The organism is Nocardioides sp. (assembly GCF_041600255.1).
Classification (GTDB): Bacteria; Actinomycetota; Actinomycetes; order Propionibacteriales; family Nocardioidaceae; genus Nocardioides.
This window is the reverse complement of the sequence record NZ_JBFIKK010000010.1, coordinates 26568-40506: the sequence shown is the minus strand read 5'-3', so window position 1 is coordinate 40506 and position 13939 is coordinate 26568. Positions and strand designations below refer to the sequence as shown.

Sequence of the window (13939 nt, the reverse complement as noted above, 5' to 3'; positions counted from 1 at the left end):
TGTTCTCCAGGAGCTTGGTGAGCTCGGCCTCCTTGGGGGTCGAGACCGGGACCACCGTGTCCACGAGGCGCCCGTAGAGGTTGCAGATCACCTCCGAGGAAGCGTCGTCGATGCCGGCCACGACTTTGGGGGTGTTGACGAAGCCGTACTGGGTGTTGCCCGGGTCGATGCGTTCGGGCGAGTAACCCACGAAGAAGTCGACGCCTGCCGTCAGGCCGCTGCCCTGTTCCAGGATCGGCACCATCAGTGACTCGGTGGTACCGGGGTACGTCGTGGACTCCAGGACGACGGTGCATCCCTTGGTCAGGTGCACGGAGAGGTCGTGCGCCGCGGACTCGATGAACGAGAGGTCGGGCAAGGTCTCCCGCAGCGGCGTGGGAACCGTGATGATCGCGAAGTCGAAGCCGGCGGACGTGGCCGGGTTGGCCGTCGGCTGGTAGCGGCCGCTGGCCAACGCGTTCTGGAGGGTGCTGTCGGAGATGTCCTCGACGAAGCTCGAGCCCTCGACGAGCTGCTCAACCTTGCGAGTGTCCAGATCGAGACCAACGACGTCGAACCCGACCTCGACCGCACGCATGGCGATCGGGAGCCCTACATAACCTTGGCCAACGACGACGAGCCTGTCGCTCATAGCTGCTTCTTCCTGACTGATGGTGGGGAGGGACACGAACGGGTCAGACCTGCAGGGTCTGCTCCATCCAGGCGATGGTGGCCCGGACACCCTCCTCGAGAGGGACCGGGTCGAGGGACGGGAAGAGTCCACGGAGCACCGAGTTGTCGGCTTGGGAGTGCGGCACGTCGCCGGTTCGGGCAGGACGATGCTCGACCTCCACGGACCGGCCGATGCCCTGCTCGATGAGGGCGATCAGGTCGAGCAGGCTGGTCCGCGACCCGAAGGCCAGGTTGGTCGGCCCGCCGGTGACCTGCGCGGTGACAGCGGTCGCCAGGACGTCCACCACCGTGCCGACGTAGGTGAAGTCCCGACTCTGCTGACCGTCGCCGTTGACGGGCAGCGGAACGCCACGTACGGCGGCGTCGACGAACACGGGAATCACAGCGGCATACACATGCCCGGCCCGCTGCTTGGGACCGTAGACGTTGAAGAACCGGAAGGGTAGGACCGGAAGGTCGTAGACCTTCGCGAAGGCCATGGCGTACTGCTCGGTGGCCAGCTTGGTGACCGCGTAGGGGCTCATCGGCTGACAGAGCATGTCCTCGGACTTCGGCAGCCGCGGATTGGCCCCGTAGACGGACGACGAGGAGGCCAGGACCACATGAGCATTACCGACCCGGCGGGCGGCCTGCAGCACGTTCAGGGTGCCTGTTGCGTTGGCGTCATGGGTGGCCATCGGGTTCTCGATGCTGCGGGGCACCGAGCCCAGGGCCGCGAGGTGGACAATGGCGTCGCAGCCTGACGACGCCCGCTCGAGCGCGCCGACGTCGAGGATCGAAGCCTCGTGGAACTCGACACCGAGGCCAGACAGGTTCTCCGCGAAACCGGTGGACAGGTCGTCGATGACGCGCACCTGCTCGATCGTGGGGTCCGCGAGCAGTCGCTCGCAGAGGTTGCTCCCGATGAAGCCGGCCCCACCCGTGACCAGAACCTTCATGATGCTCCCACTCCCACTCGCTCGCTCGGATCCGTCACTGTGCTGTCTGCCGCCCCCGGACCAGGAAGTCGTCGAGGCGCGCCCACACGAGCGGGCGGTCGAACTCCTCCAGCATCCAGGCGCGACCCGCTGCGCCCATCGCTCGTGACCCGGCAGGGTCAGCGAGGGCGCGGGTGATGGCCTGAGCCAGGACGGGGGGGTCGTCCATCGGCACCAACAAGCCTGACACGCCGGACCGCACGGCGTCTCGCGATCCCGTGGCATCGGTCGAAATCACCGGCAACTGGCAAGCCGCGGCCTCGAGGCTCACGTTGGGGAATCCCTCTCTCCGACTGGGCAGGCAGAAGACGTCCATGGCCGCGTAGCCGCGTTCGATGTCGGGCATTTCGTCCACGAAACTGTGCTCCACGCCAGCCTCTGCCAGATGCTCGGCGAGCCGGTCCCGGTAACCCGCCTCCTCCTCCCGCCCGATCAAGAGCAGGTGGAAGTCCACCTCGCGCCGCGCCAGCCCGGCTGCTGCCACGAGGGTGTCGAGCCCCTTGTCAGGCGTGAGGCGTCCGATGAACCCGACCACGGACACCGACTGGTCGATCCCCAGATGTGCTCGGCTGGCCTGTCGCTCCGCTGAGGTGGCCGGTCGGAACCGTTCGGTGTCCACCCCATTGGACGAGCCGGCGCCGAGAACAAGGGCCTTGCGCGGATCACCCAGGCGCAGGCCCACGAACGCGTCGCGAAGGGACGGACTGACACAGACGACCTCCGTGGCGCACCAGGCGGCCAGCCGCTCCATCGCGACCAGCAGCCATCGCAGCGGTCCGCGGGCGGTCTCGAGCCGCAGCCCACGCAGCAGGTACACCCGCCGCTCCACCCCGCTCAAGCGGGCAGCGACCATGCCCAGCAGACCGGCTTTGGGTGTCCCGGCGACGACCACGGCGGGCCTGCTCCGTCGAATGAGCCGCACCCATCGCGCCAAGGCCGTGAGATCTGCCAGGGGGGCGGGTCGCCGCACCATGGGCAGCACGTGGACCGGCTGGCCCTCCCCGGGACCGCCGGCGACGACGGTGACGTCCCACCCGCGACCCTCGAGGAACGCCGGCAGTCCTCGCATCAGGGTGAGCGAGATCGGGTCGGTGACCGCGAGCAGCAGGCGGCGGGAGTCGCTGTGACGCCGCGTCATGCGACCGAAGCCCCCACTTCTGCCAGCGCCGCCCTCAGTGAGGACTCGAGCCGGTCGAAGGTGCGGTCGTCCATGCCCGAGCCCGAGGGCAGACACAGCCCCTCAGCGAAGAGTCGGTCGGAGGAGCCGTCCAGGGTGGCTCCAAACTTCTGGAAGACGGGCTGGCGGTGCATCGGCTTCCAGACCGGGCGTGTCTCGACACCGAGAGTCGCCATCCGTTCCCCCAACTCCCGGGCATGCCAGCCGGACGTCGCCGGATCCACGACCACGGCCGTCAGCCAGCAGTTGTCCTCGTCGTCGCTCGAGCCACCCAGGATCCGCACCCCCGCGACGTTGGCGAAGAGGCTCCGGTACCGCTCCCGCCAGGTCCGACGCCGCTCGAGCATGGCGTCGAGACGACTGAGTTGGGCCATGCCGAGTGCGGCCAGGATGTTGGACAGCCGATAGTTGTAGCCGATCTCCGTGTGCTCGTAGTGCGCGACCGGCTCGCGCGCCTGCGTCGACAACTTCCGGACGTGGGCAGCGAGCTCGCCGTCGCGGGTGAGCAACATGCCACCACCAGACGTGGTCATGATCTTGTTCCCGTTGAACGAGAGCACCGCCGCATCCCCGAGCGAACCTGCTGGCCGCCCACGGTAGGAGGCGCCGAAGGACTCAGCAGCGTCCCAGAGCCATCGCGCGTCGCCAGCGACCTCCCGGAGTGCATCGTGGTCGGCCACCTTCCCCAGGAGGTCGACGGGGACGACGACCGGCACGCTCCTGCCCGCCGCCCGCAGGGCCACCAGCGCCCGCTCCAGGAGCTCGGGGCTGATGTTCCCCGTCTCGACCTCGCAGTCGACGAAGTGCGGCTCAGCGCCGACGTAGCGAATGGCGTTCACCGTCGCGGCGAAGGTCAGCGTCGAGACAGGCACCACGTCGCCTCGGCCGACGCCCCACGAGACCAGCGCGAGATGCAGGGCCGCAGTGCCGGAGCTCAGCGCCACCGCGTGCGGAACCCCCACTCGCTCAGCGATGGCGCTTTCGAAGGCCGCGAGGTCCGGGCCTGCCGGCGCAACCCATCCTGACCGGATGGCGCGCAGGACGTGTCGCTCCTCGACCTCCCCGACATCAGGGGCCGACAGGAGGATGGGATCCTGCATGGGTCGCGTCCACGTCCTAGGCATCGATTCAGACTGAGAGCTCTCAGGCGACCGAAGGCTACGCGACGATGAGCAGGTGGGCGGCCTGTTCGACAGATCCGTGAGGACAGCCGAATCGTCGGTAGTGCTGCAATTACCGCGCGGGTCCGTCACACTGGCTCTTGGTCCAGGAACCCCATTCCGCCCCCGGGGCCTGTCGCCCGCAACCAGGAAGAACGATGACCCTGCTCTCGGAAGGCCGTAGACGCCTCACTGGCGCCACGACCAGCCGCGCACTCCAGGCACTGCCTGTCGCCGCACTCGCGATCGACTTCGGGCTGCTGCTCGTCACGGGCACCCTCGCTTCCGTCGGTCGTGAGCGCCTCGAGGTCTTCCCGGAGTCCGTGCGCGTGGTAAGTGCGCTGGGTCTGGCCGGACCACTCATCCTGCTGGGTTGGTTGGTGACCCTGGCAGCCTGCGGCGCGTATCGCAGCAACGTCTTCGGGGCCGGCACCGACGAGTACCGCCGGGTCTTCAACGCGAGCCTGCTCACCGCCGGCCTGGTCGGGGTGGGCTGCTACCTGGCCCGCTTCCCGCTCTCCCGCGGCTTCTTCCTGCTGGCCTTCCTGGTCGGAGTGCCCGCGCTCGTGCTCGGTCGCGTGGTGCTGCGCAAGGCGCTGCACCGGGCGCACCGCCAGGGGCACCTGCTCCAGCGCGTGGTCATCGCGGGCTCGCTCGCCCACATCGACGAGATCGCCAGCGTCCTGCGTCGCGAGTCCTGGCTGGGCTACGACGTGATCGGAGCCCTGACCCCGCCGACCGAGCTGAGCGAGGAGAGCGCGACCGGGATCCCGGTCCTCGGCAATGCCGAGGACGCCACCTCGGTCGCCCTCCACTCCCGGGCGGACGTCATCTTCTTCGCCGGCGGCGCGTTGGGCTCCGCCGGTCAGATGCGTCAAGCCGTCTGGGATCTGGAGCACGAGAAGATCCAGGTCATCGTGGCCCCCAGCGTCACCGACATCTCCAGCGACCGGATCCAGGTCCGCCCGGTGGGCGGCCTGTCGTTGATGCACATCGACCCGCCGGCCGCGCTCGACGCCTCGCGCTGGGGCAAGCGGGCCTTCGACGTGATCGGCTCGTTACTCCTGGTGCTGGCGTTCAGCCCGCTGCTGCTCTTCGTGGTGTGGCGGATCAAGGCACACGACAGGGGCCCCGTGCTGTTCCGGCAGACCCGGGTCGGTCGTGACGGCGCCGAGTTCAGCTGCCTGAAGTTCCGCACGATGTGCGTCGACGCCGAGGCGCGCCTGGCCGAGCTGCACGCGCAGCAGGGCTATGACGGCGGGCTCTTCAAGATGAAGGACGACCCGCGCATCACCACGCCGGGGCGCTGGCTGCGTCGCTTCTCGGTGGACGAGCTGCCCCAGCTCTTCAACGTCCTGTTCGGCCAGATGAGCCTGGTCGGGCCGCGCCCTCCGCTTCCCCTCGAGGTGGCAGGGTACGACGGGCACGCCCAGCGCCGCCTCCGGGTGCGTCCGGGCATGACCGGCCTCTGGCAGGTCTCCGGCCGCTCGGATCTCTCCTGGTCCGAGGCGATCCGGCTCGACCTCTACTACGTCGACAATTGGTCGATGATGCAGGACCTGTCGATCCTGGCCCGCACCGTCGGCGCTGTCTTCAGCTCCCGCGGCGCCTACTGAGACTGCCCGACGGACACACCCGGACCCCGCTCAGGTGCCGGTCGGGCAGAATCACCCCATGCCCACCGCACTCATCACCGGCATCACCGGTCAGGACGGCCTGTACCTCGCTGAGCTCCTGCTCTCGAAGGGGTACGACGTGCACGGTCTGATCCGCGGGCAGAACAACCCCAAGCGTGAGCTGGTCGAGCAGCTGCTCCCGGGCGTGCGCCTGCACAACGGTGATCTGACCGACATGTCCAGTCTGATCCGGGCGCTGCGCGACTCCGACCCGGACGAGGTCTACAACCTGGGCGCCGTCTCCTTCGTGGCCTACTCCTGGGAGAACGCCCGGCTGACCACGGACGTGACCGCCACCGGCGTGCTCAACATGCTGGAGGCCCTGCGCCTGCACACCTGTGACCGCCCGGAGCACCTCCGCTTCTACCAGGCCTCCAGCTCCGAGATGTTCGGCAAGGTGCAGGAGACGCCCCAACACGAGCGCACCCTGCTGTGGCCACGCTCGCCGTACGGCGTCAGCAAGGTCTTCGGGCACCACATGACGATCAACTACCGCGAGTCGTACGGTCTGCACGCCTCCTCGGGCATCCTCTTCAACCACGAGTCGCCCCGTCGAGGACCCGAGTTCGTCACCCGCAAGATCAGCGAGGCGGTCGCTCGGATCAAACTCGGCCGACAGGACGAGCTGGTGCTGGGCAACCTCGACGCCGAGCGCGACTGGGGGTTCGCCGGCGACTACGTCGAGGCGATGTGGTTGATGCTGCAGCAGCCGGTCGCCGACGACTACGTGATCGCCACCGGTGAGACCCACTCGATCCGGGACTTCCTCGACCTGGCCTTCGCGCACGTCGGGATCGCCGACTGGACGCCCTACGTCCGGCAGGACCCGGCCTTCATGCGACCGGCCGAGGTGGACACGCTGATCGGTGATGCCAGCAAGGCACGCGAGGTCCTCGGCTGGAAGCCGAAGGTCTCGTTCCCCGAGTTGGTGGCGATGATGGTCGAGGCCGACCTCGAGGCGACCCAGCAGGGCTGGTGATGACCACGCGCGCGTTCATCACCGGCGTCGGCGGGCAGGACGGGAGCTACCTGGCCGAGCAGCTGCTGGCCGACGGGGTCGACGTGCACGCCCTGGCACACATCGACGACACCGCACCCCCCATCCCGGGCGTCGAGCTGCACCCCGGGGATCTCACCCGCCCCGACGAGCTCCGCGGCCTGCTGCTGGAGCTGGCGCCCGACGAGATCTACAACCTGGCCGCCCTGAGCTCGGTCGCCCGCTCGTGGACCGACCCGGAGACCACGGCGCGCGTCAACGGGCTGGCGGTGGCCGGGCTCCTGGAGACCGCCTTGCTGGTGCAGGAGAAGCACGGCCGCCCGGTGGCGTTCGTCCAGGCATCCAGCGCAGAGATCTTCGGCCAGCCTGCTTCCTCGCCGCAGGACGAGCGGACGCCGATCGCGCCGACGAATCCGTACGGCGCCGCCAAGGCGTACGCCCACCACCTGGTGGCGGTCTATCGCGAGCGGGACCTGCACGCGGTCAGCGCAATCCTCTACAACCACGAGTCACCGCGTCGTCCGACCACCTTCGTGACCCGGAAGATCACCTCGACGGTCGCGTCCATCGCGCGTGGCGAGACGGACCGCCTGGTTCTCGGCAACCTGGAGGCCCGGCGGGACTGGGGCTGGGCACCGGACTACGTCGACGCCCTGATCCGCGCGGCACGCCACAAGACAGCCCGCGACTACGTGATCGCCACCGGCGTGGGCCACTCGGTGCGGGAGTTCGTCGCGGCCGCCTTCGCCCACGCCGGGATCAGCGACTGGGAAACGCTGGTGCGGACCGACCCGGAGTTCCTGCGCCCGGCCGACGCGGTCGAACTCCTCGGCGACGCGAGCGTCGCCCGCGAACACCTGGGCTGGTCGCCCAGCGTGGGCTTCGACGAACTCGTCGGCCGGATGGTCGACGCCGACCTGCACCGGTGAGGATCAGGCGTCGTCGAGCAGGCTGAGGAGGTAGACGCCGTAGCCGCTCTTGATCAGACCCTGCGCCCGCTCGGCCAGTTCGTCGTCCGTGATGAACCCCCTTCGCCAGGCGACCTCCTCGGGCGCACCGATCTTGGTGCCCTGTCGGCTCTCGATGGTCCGCACAAAGTTGCTGGCGTCGTTCATGTCGTCGAAGGTGCCGGTGTCCAGCCAGGCCGACCCGCGCGGCAGCACCTCGACCTGGAGGCGCCCCTCGTCGAGGTACTGGCGGTTGAGGTCGGTGATCTCCAGCTCCCCGCGTGCCGACGGCTCCAGGTGGCGCGCCCGCTCCACCACGTCGTTGCCGTAGAAGTAGAGGCCGGGCACCGCGTAGTTGCTCTTCGGGTGCGCCGGCTTCTCCTCCAGGGAGAGCGCCCGACCCTGCGCGTCGAACTCGACCACGCCGTAGGCCGACGGGTCGGCCACTCGATACCCGAAAACGGCCGCACCGTCGATGTCGCCGAAGCGGCTGAGCCGGGAGCCCATCCCGGCGCCGTAGAAGATGTTGTCCCCGAGCACCAGGCCCACGGAGGCGTCTCCGATGTGCTCGGCACCGATCACGAATGCCTGCGCCAGGCCGTCCGGGCTCGGCTGCACGGCGTAGGTGATTCGAATGCCGAACTGGGAGCCGTCCCCCAGCAGCCGGACGAACCCCTCGGCCTCGTGCGGTGTCGTGATCACCAGGATGTCGCGGATGCCGGCCAGCATCAGCGTCGACAGCGGGTAGTAGATCATCGGCTTGTCATAGACCGGCACCAGCTGCTTGCTGATGCCGTGGGTGATCGGGTGCAGTCGCGAGCCCGTGCCGCCGGCCAGGATGATTCCACGCATGCGCGCCACCCTAGGCCGCGAGGCGAGGGCGCGTCCGGCGGACCCGCTGCCTAGGATCGACGCATGCACCGACTTCTCGTGACCGGGGGCGCCGGCTTCATCGGCTCCAACTTCGTTCACCACCTGATGGCCCACACCGACGCCCACGTCACGGTGCTGGACAAGCTGACCTACGCCGCCAGCCGGGAGTCGCTGGCCGGCCTCCCCGCCGACCGTGTCGAGCTGGTGGTCGGCGACATCGCCGACGCCGGCGTGGTCGAGCCACTGGTGGCCGTGCACGACGCGGTGGTGCACTTCGCGGCGGAGTCGCACAACGACAACTCCCTGGACGACCCGGCGCCCTTCATCCGAACGAACCTGGTGGGCACCTTCACGATCCTGGAGGCGGTGCGCAAGGCCGGCACCCGGCTGCACCACGTCTCCACCGACGAGGTGTACGGCGACCTGGAGCTCGACGATCCTCAGCGGTTCACCGAGGCCACGCCGTACAACCCCAGCAGCCCGTACTCGGCCTCCAAGGCCGGCTCGGATCACCTGGTCCGAGCCTGGGTGCGCAGTTTCGGCGTGCACGCCACGATCTCGAACTGCTCGAACAACTACGGCCCGTGGCAGCACATCGAGAAGTTCATCCCCCGACAGATCACCAACGTCATCGACGGGGGACGGCCCAAGCTCTACGGCGCAGGGCTGAACGTGCGTGACTGGATCCACGCGGACGACCACTCCTCGGCCGTCTGGACCATCCTCAACGAGGGCAGGGCCGGCGAGACCTACCTGGTGGGGGCCGACGGCGAGCAGAACAACCTCGACGTGGTCCAGATGATCCTGCGTCACTTCGGGCTGCCCGAGGACGACTTCGAGCACGTCACCGACCGCGCCGGGCACGACCTGCGCTACGCCATCGACTCCACCAAGCTCAGGTCGGAGCTGGGCTGGCAGCCGGCCTACGGCGACTTCGAGGCCGGGTTGGCCGACACCATCGAGTGGTACCGCGAGCACCAGGACTGGTGGCGACCGCACAAGCAGGCCACCGAGGCGTCGTACGCCGCCAAGGGGCAGTGAGGATGCCGACCCTGGAGACCACCCCGATCCCAGGCCTGGTGGTCGTTCGGCTCGACGTGCACGAGGACAGCCGCGGCTGGTTCAAGGAGAACTGGCAGCGCGAGAAGATGGTGGCCCTCGGGCTGCCTGACTTCGGGCCGGTCCAGAACAACATCTCCTTCAACGCCCACCGGGGCGCCACCCGCGGCATCCACACCGAACCCTGGGACAAGTTCGTCTCCGTGGCCACCGGGCGGGTCTTCGCAGCCTGGGTCGACATGCGTGAGGGCGACTCCTTCGGCACGACGTTCCACGTCGAGGTCGACCCCGGTGTCGCTGTCTTCGTCCCGCGAGGTGTGGGCAACTCCTACCAGGCCCTGGAGGACGGGACCGCCTACACCTATCTCGTCAATGAGCACTGGCGCCCGGGCACTCCGTACCCGGCGCTGCACCTGGGCGATCCCGGCGTGGCGATCCCCTGGCCGATTCCGCTGGCGGAGGCCGACATCTCCGACAAGGACCGCGCCAACCCGCACCTCGCGGACGTGGTCCCGATGGCGCCTCGCAAGCAGTTGATCATCGGCTGCCGCGGCCAGTTGGGCAGGGCCCTGCAACGCGACTTCCCGGCAGCGGACCTGGTCGATCTCGACGAGCTCGACGTCACCGACGCCGCAGCAGTGGCCGCGTGGCCGTGGCACGAGTACGAGCTCGTCCTCAACGCCGCCGCCCACACCGCGGTGGACGCGGCCGAGACGCCCGAGGGACGGGTGGCTGCCTGGGCGGCGAACGCGCATGCGCCGGCCACCTTGGCCCGTCTGGCCACCGAGCACCGCTTCACGCTGGTGCACTACTCCTCGGACTACGTCTTCGACGGGAGCACTCCCGAGCGGGGCGAGGAGGAGACGCTGTCTCCGTTGGGCGTCTACGGCCAGAGCAAGGCGGCAGGAGACATCGCCGTCGGCGTGAGCCCGCGGCACTACCTCGTGCGTACCTCCTGGGTGGTCGGCGACGGCAAGAACTTCGTTCGAACCATGCGCACCCTGGCCGAGAAGGGCGTCTGCCCGAGCGTGGTCGACGACCAGGTCGGGCGGCTGACCTTCACCGCGGAACTCTCCCGAGCGACCGCCCACCTAGTGCGCACCCAGGCGCCCTACGGGACCTACAACGTGACCAACGGCGGCGAGCCCACGTCGTGGGCGGACCTGGCGCGCGAGGTCTTCGCCCTCAGCGGGCGAGACCGCGCCGACGTGACGTCGGTCAGCACCGAGGAGTATGCCGCGGGCAAGGAGTTGTCGCCTCGGCCCGCCCACAGCAGCTTGGCCCTCGACCGGATCAGGTCGACGGGATTCGAGCCCCGGGAGGCGATGGTCGCCTTGGCCGACTACTGCGCCGAATTGCGCCCGTAGTCGTCTTCCAGGCGGACGATGTCATCCTCGCCGGTGTAGTCGCCTCGCTGGATCTCCACGATGACGAGGTCCTCGTCCTGGTCGTTGATGATCCGGTGCGCCTGTCCGATCGCCACGTCCGCGCAGCCACCGGGTCCCACGATCGTCGTCTCGCCGTCGATGACGCAGGTCGCCTTGCCCGTGACGACCACCCAGTGCTCGGCTCGGTGCGCGTGGGTCTGGTACGAGAGCCGGGAGTGCGGGTTGACCTCGATCCGCTTCACCTTGTAGCCGTCGCCTTCGGCGAGAACGTGCCACGAGCCCCAGGGCCGGTCTTCGGACAGCAGAGTCATCAACGTCGCTTTCTCACCAACACCATTACCGGCGCCAACCCTAAGCCACGGGGCGACCCCGCCCGACCACTTCGCCGGATCAGCGACGCCGCAACCCCGCCAGCGCCGGCCGGACGTCGGCGAGGTAGACAAAAGCTGCGATCGTGAAGACCAGGTTCAACAGGTTGATCGGTGACGCGCTGACGAACACGAGGTGCACCACCACGCCGAGGCCGAGGATCGCCGCCCAGGCGGGCTTGGTGAGCTTGCCGGCGACCGGGTAGGACTCGGCCGACCACAGCAGGCAGTTGACGAAGGCGAAGATCTTGACGGCGAGCAGCGCCATCGCCACCACCAGCAGGATGTAGCTCTCGATCGCGAAGACATTCAGCACGCGGCCAAGCCTACGGCTGCCCCGTTCGGGTCGTGACAGCAGACAGCGAGGCCCCCGACGCTCATACCGTCGGGGGCCTCGCCGCACGTCAGAACAGCGTCAGCTGCTCATCGCGTTCAGTCCTTCAGTCGCCGACCTTCTCGGTGGCGTCGGCGACAGCCGAGGTCGCGTCCGAGGCGGTGGACTTCGCCGCGGTCGCGGTGGCCTTCGCGCTGCTGGGCGCGGAGGACTTCTTGGCGGTGGTCGCCGTCTTCTTGGCGGTCGACTTGGCGCCGGTCGAGGCGGTCTTCGCGGTGGACTTGGCGGTCTTGGTCGCCTGGGTCTTGGTGGTCTTCGCCTTGGCGGTGGTGGTCTTGGCGGACTTCACCGTGGCCTTGGTCGCCTCCTGCTTGCGGATGCGAGCAACGAGCACCTCGCCGCGCTTGGCCAGGTCGACGTACGCCTCGTTCACGGTGGCGACGTTCTCGTTGACGAGGGTCTGCACCTTGGCGGGCAGCTCCTTCGCCTCGGCCTGGAGCTCGGCGACGCGGGCCTCGATGGCGGCGCGACGGGCCTTGGCGTCCTTGGTCAGGGCGTCGACGCGGGTGTTGACCACGGTGACGGCCTGGGCGCGCAGGGCCTGCGGCTCGAAGTCGATGGAGGTGACGTTCTTCTGCACGTCGACCAGCTTCTTCTGGACGTCGGCAACGTAGTCGCGGACGGCCGCGACGGCGAGGTCGGTGACACCGACGCCGGCGTACAGCGGGCGGGTGGCTTCGGTCTTGATGTCGAACTTGGCCTTGGCCATGTCCTGCTCCTTCGGTTGGGTCGATCCGGCACTGCACCGGATCGGGGATTCAGCTGGGGGTCGTGCTCTCGTCGGGAGACTGCGCCGAGTTGAGCGCGAGGAACGACGAGTAGACGTCCAGCAGGGACTGCTTCTGGCGCTCGGTGAGGCCGGTGTCGTTGAGCACGGCGATCTCCACCGAGCCGCCCACACCGTCCTCGGGGCTGACGATCCCGGCGCGGATGTAGAGCTGCTCCGCCGAGATCCGCAGCGCCTTGGCGATCTGCTGGAGGACGTCTGCCGAGGGCTTGCGCAGACCACGTTCGATCTGGCTCAGGTAGGGGTTGGACACACCGGCCTGCTCAGCGAGCTGACGGAGCGACAACCGCGCGGTGACGCGCTGCTCCTTCAGGTACTCGCCGAGAGACTCGACTGCGTTTCCCACCTTGCCCTTGGACATGACCCCATAGTGCTAACTCCAGTTAGCAAATGCAAACTCCAGGCACGTGTGTCATGTCACGCCGCGCTCTGGACGCCCAAGAAAATAAGGAGATTCGAGGCAGGAAGGGCGCTAACTGGGCTCAGAAGCAGGCGCGGATCTCCCCCACCGGCTTGCCGCCGCCGAGCAGTTCGAGCACGCCGGTGCGTCGTACGGCGTCCGCGTCGACCCCGGGCAGGTCGAGGACGCCGCTGCGGCGCAGCGCCTCGGCCATCAGCACCGGCCGGACCCGTGGTGCACCGTCGTCGGTCTTGAGCCCGAAGGCCCGACCGTCCGGCAGGGCGACCGCGTAGCAGGACTCGGCACCGGCCTTGCCGATGGCGCCGGGGAGGGCGGTGAGCAGGGTGACCTCGTCCCGGGTCGTGCCGGAGACGTACGTCGGATGGGTGCGGATCGCGTCCGCGACGCGACGCTCCGGGCCCTCCTCGGCGACGGCGAGCGTCCGGAACGCCCGCGCCAGCCCGATCAACGAGGCGGAGAGCAGTGGCGCTCCACACCCGTCGACGGCGACCTCGGCGGGCTCGCCGGTCAGCTCGGTGAAGGTGGCGGCGATCGCCTGCTGCAGCGGGTGCTGGGGGTCGCGGTAGGTCGCCAGGTCCCAGCCGTTGAGGACGCAGGTGGCGAGCATGGCGGCGTGCTTGCCCGAGCAGTTCATCTGCAGCGGCGTCTTGCCGCCGCCCGCACGGATCACGACCTCCCGGGCCGCGTCGTCGAGCGGGTAGTCCGGCGGCGTCTGCAGGGCCGACTCGTCCAGCCCGGCGCCGGCCAGGATCCGCTTCGCGCCCTCGAGGTGGAAGGTCTCCCCCGAGTGCGAGGCACACGCGAGCGCGAGCAGCTCGGGGGGCAGGTCGAGCCCCAGCCGGACCATCGCCAGCGCCTGGATCGGCTTGTTGCACGAGCGGGGCAGGACGGGCACGTCGACGGCTCCGACGGACCACTCCACCGACCCGTCCGGAGCCAGCGCGACCACCGATCCGTAGTGGTGGCCCTCCACGAATCCGGAACGGACGATCTCGGCCACGACCACGGGAGAAGACATGGGGCGAAGGCTAACGGGCACCGAG

15 protein-coding genes are annotated in these 13939 nt (G+C 68.9%); 5 read left to right on the top strand and 10 right to left on the bottom strand.

The features are described 5' to 3' along the window. From ABZE72_RS02465 to ABZE72_RS02450, 4 genes are all read right to left on the bottom strand, one after another. Window positions 1–577 (bottom strand): nucleotide sugar dehydrogenase (locus tag ABZE72_RS02465; protein WP_372727431.1); only part of this gene is annotated, 577 nt, incomplete at its 3' end. 97 nt (window positions 578–674) lie between these two features. Next, window positions 675–1610, bottom strand: a complete 936-nt coding sequence (locus ABZE72_RS02460; RefSeq protein WP_372727430.1) for an NAD-dependent epimerase/dehydratase family protein — start codon at window positions 1608–1610, stop codon at window positions 675–677. A 34-nt stretch (window positions 1611–1644) separates the two neighbouring features. Next, window positions 1645–2718: a glycosyltransferase family 4 protein gene (locus ABZE72_RS02455; RefSeq protein WP_372727429.1), complete on the bottom strand. Its 1074-nt coding sequence runs from the start codon at window positions 2716–2718 to the stop codon at window positions 1645–1647. A 65-nt stretch (window positions 2719–2783) separates the two neighbouring features. Next, entirely contained in the window at window positions 2784–3926 is a 1143-nt protein-coding gene (locus tag ABZE72_RS02450) for an aminotransferase class I/II-fold pyridoxal phosphate-dependent enzyme (protein WP_372727428.1), read from the bottom strand. A 218-nt stretch (window positions 3927–4144) separates the two neighbouring features. Between ABZE72_RS02450 and ABZE72_RS02445 the strand changes: the two genes are divergently transcribed. From ABZE72_RS02445 to ABZE72_RS02435, 3 genes are read left to right on the top strand one after another with little or no spacing between them, the layout of a single operon-like run. Next, window positions 4145–5602, top strand: coding sequence for a sugar transferase (locus ABZE72_RS02445; protein ID WP_372727427.1), 1458 nt, complete (start codon window positions 4145–4147; stop codon window positions 5600–5602). A gap of 58 nt (window positions 5603–5660) precedes the next feature. Continuing rightward, the gene (gene gmd, locus ABZE72_RS02440) at window positions 5661–6641 is read left to right on the top strand and encodes a GDP-mannose 4,6-dehydratase (protein ID WP_372727426.1); all 981 of its coding nucleotides are present in this window, start codon (window positions 5661–5663) and stop codon (window positions 6639–6641) included. After that, entirely contained in the window at window positions 6641–7588 is a 948-nt protein-coding gene (locus ABZE72_RS02435; protein WP_372727425.1) for a GDP-mannose 4,6-dehydratase, read from the top strand. Before gmd ends, ABZE72_RS02435 begins: the two co-directional genes overlap by 1 nt. Window positions 7589–7591: 3 nt before the next feature. Here ABZE72_RS02435 and rfbA read toward each other — a convergent pair whose 3' ends face one another. Further along, window positions 7592–8458 (bottom strand): glucose-1-phosphate thymidylyltransferase RfbA, encoded by an 867-nt coding sequence (rfbA, locus tag ABZE72_RS02430; RefSeq protein ID WP_372727424.1) that lies wholly within the window; start codon window positions 8456–8458, stop codon window positions 7592–7594. A gap of 63 nt (window positions 8459–8521) precedes the next feature. On the opposite strand from rfbA, the gene rfbB reads away from it, so the two are divergent. Both rfbB and ABZE72_RS02420 read left to right on the top strand, forming a co-directional pair. Further along, window positions 8522–9520, top strand: coding sequence for a dTDP-glucose 4,6-dehydratase (rfbB, locus tag ABZE72_RS02425; protein WP_372727423.1), 999 nt, complete (start codon window positions 8522–8524; stop codon window positions 9518–9520). 2 nt (window positions 9521–9522) lie between these two features. Further along, window positions 9523–10905: a sugar nucleotide-binding protein gene (locus tag ABZE72_RS02420; protein ID WP_372727422.1), complete on the top strand. Its 1383-nt coding sequence runs from the start codon at window positions 9523–9525 to the stop codon at window positions 10903–10905. Here ABZE72_RS02420 and ABZE72_RS02415 read toward each other — a convergent pair. The 5 genes from ABZE72_RS02415 to ABZE72_RS02395 all read right to left on the bottom strand — a co-directional run bounded on the left by ABZE72_RS02415 (window position 10881) and on the right by ABZE72_RS02395 (window position 13914). Then, window positions 10881–11237 (bottom strand): phosphomannose isomerase type II C-terminal cupin domain, encoded by a 357-nt coding sequence (locus ABZE72_RS02415; RefSeq protein ID WP_372727421.1) that lies wholly within the window; start codon window positions 11235–11237, stop codon window positions 10881–10883. The two genes, ABZE72_RS02420 and ABZE72_RS02415, sit on opposite strands and share 25 nt — an antisense overlap. A 79-nt stretch (window positions 11238–11316) precedes the next feature. After that, window positions 11317–11610 carry a DUF2516 family protein gene (locus ABZE72_RS02410; RefSeq protein ID WP_372727420.1) on the bottom strand — a complete coding sequence of 98 codons (294 nt, stop codon included), beginning with the start codon at window positions 11608–11610 and terminating at the stop codon, window positions 11317–11319. A 124-nt stretch (window positions 11611–11734) separates the two neighbouring features. Then, a complete protein-coding gene (locus ABZE72_RS02405; protein WP_372727419.1) occupies window positions 11735–12397 on the bottom strand; it encodes a hypothetical protein in 663 nt (220 codons plus the stop codon). Between the two features lie 49 nt (window positions 12398–12446). Continuing rightward, a complete protein-coding gene (locus tag ABZE72_RS02400) occupies window positions 12447–12836 on the bottom strand; it encodes a helix-turn-helix domain-containing protein (RefSeq protein WP_372727418.1) in 390 nt (129 codons plus the stop codon). 121 nt (window positions 12837–12957) lie between these two features. Beyond that, complete coding sequence (locus ABZE72_RS02395; RefSeq protein ID WP_372727417.1) at window positions 12958–13914, bottom strand: asparaginase; 957 nt, start codon at window positions 13912–13914, stop codon at window positions 12958–12960. Window positions 13915–13939: the final 25 nt, after the last annotated feature.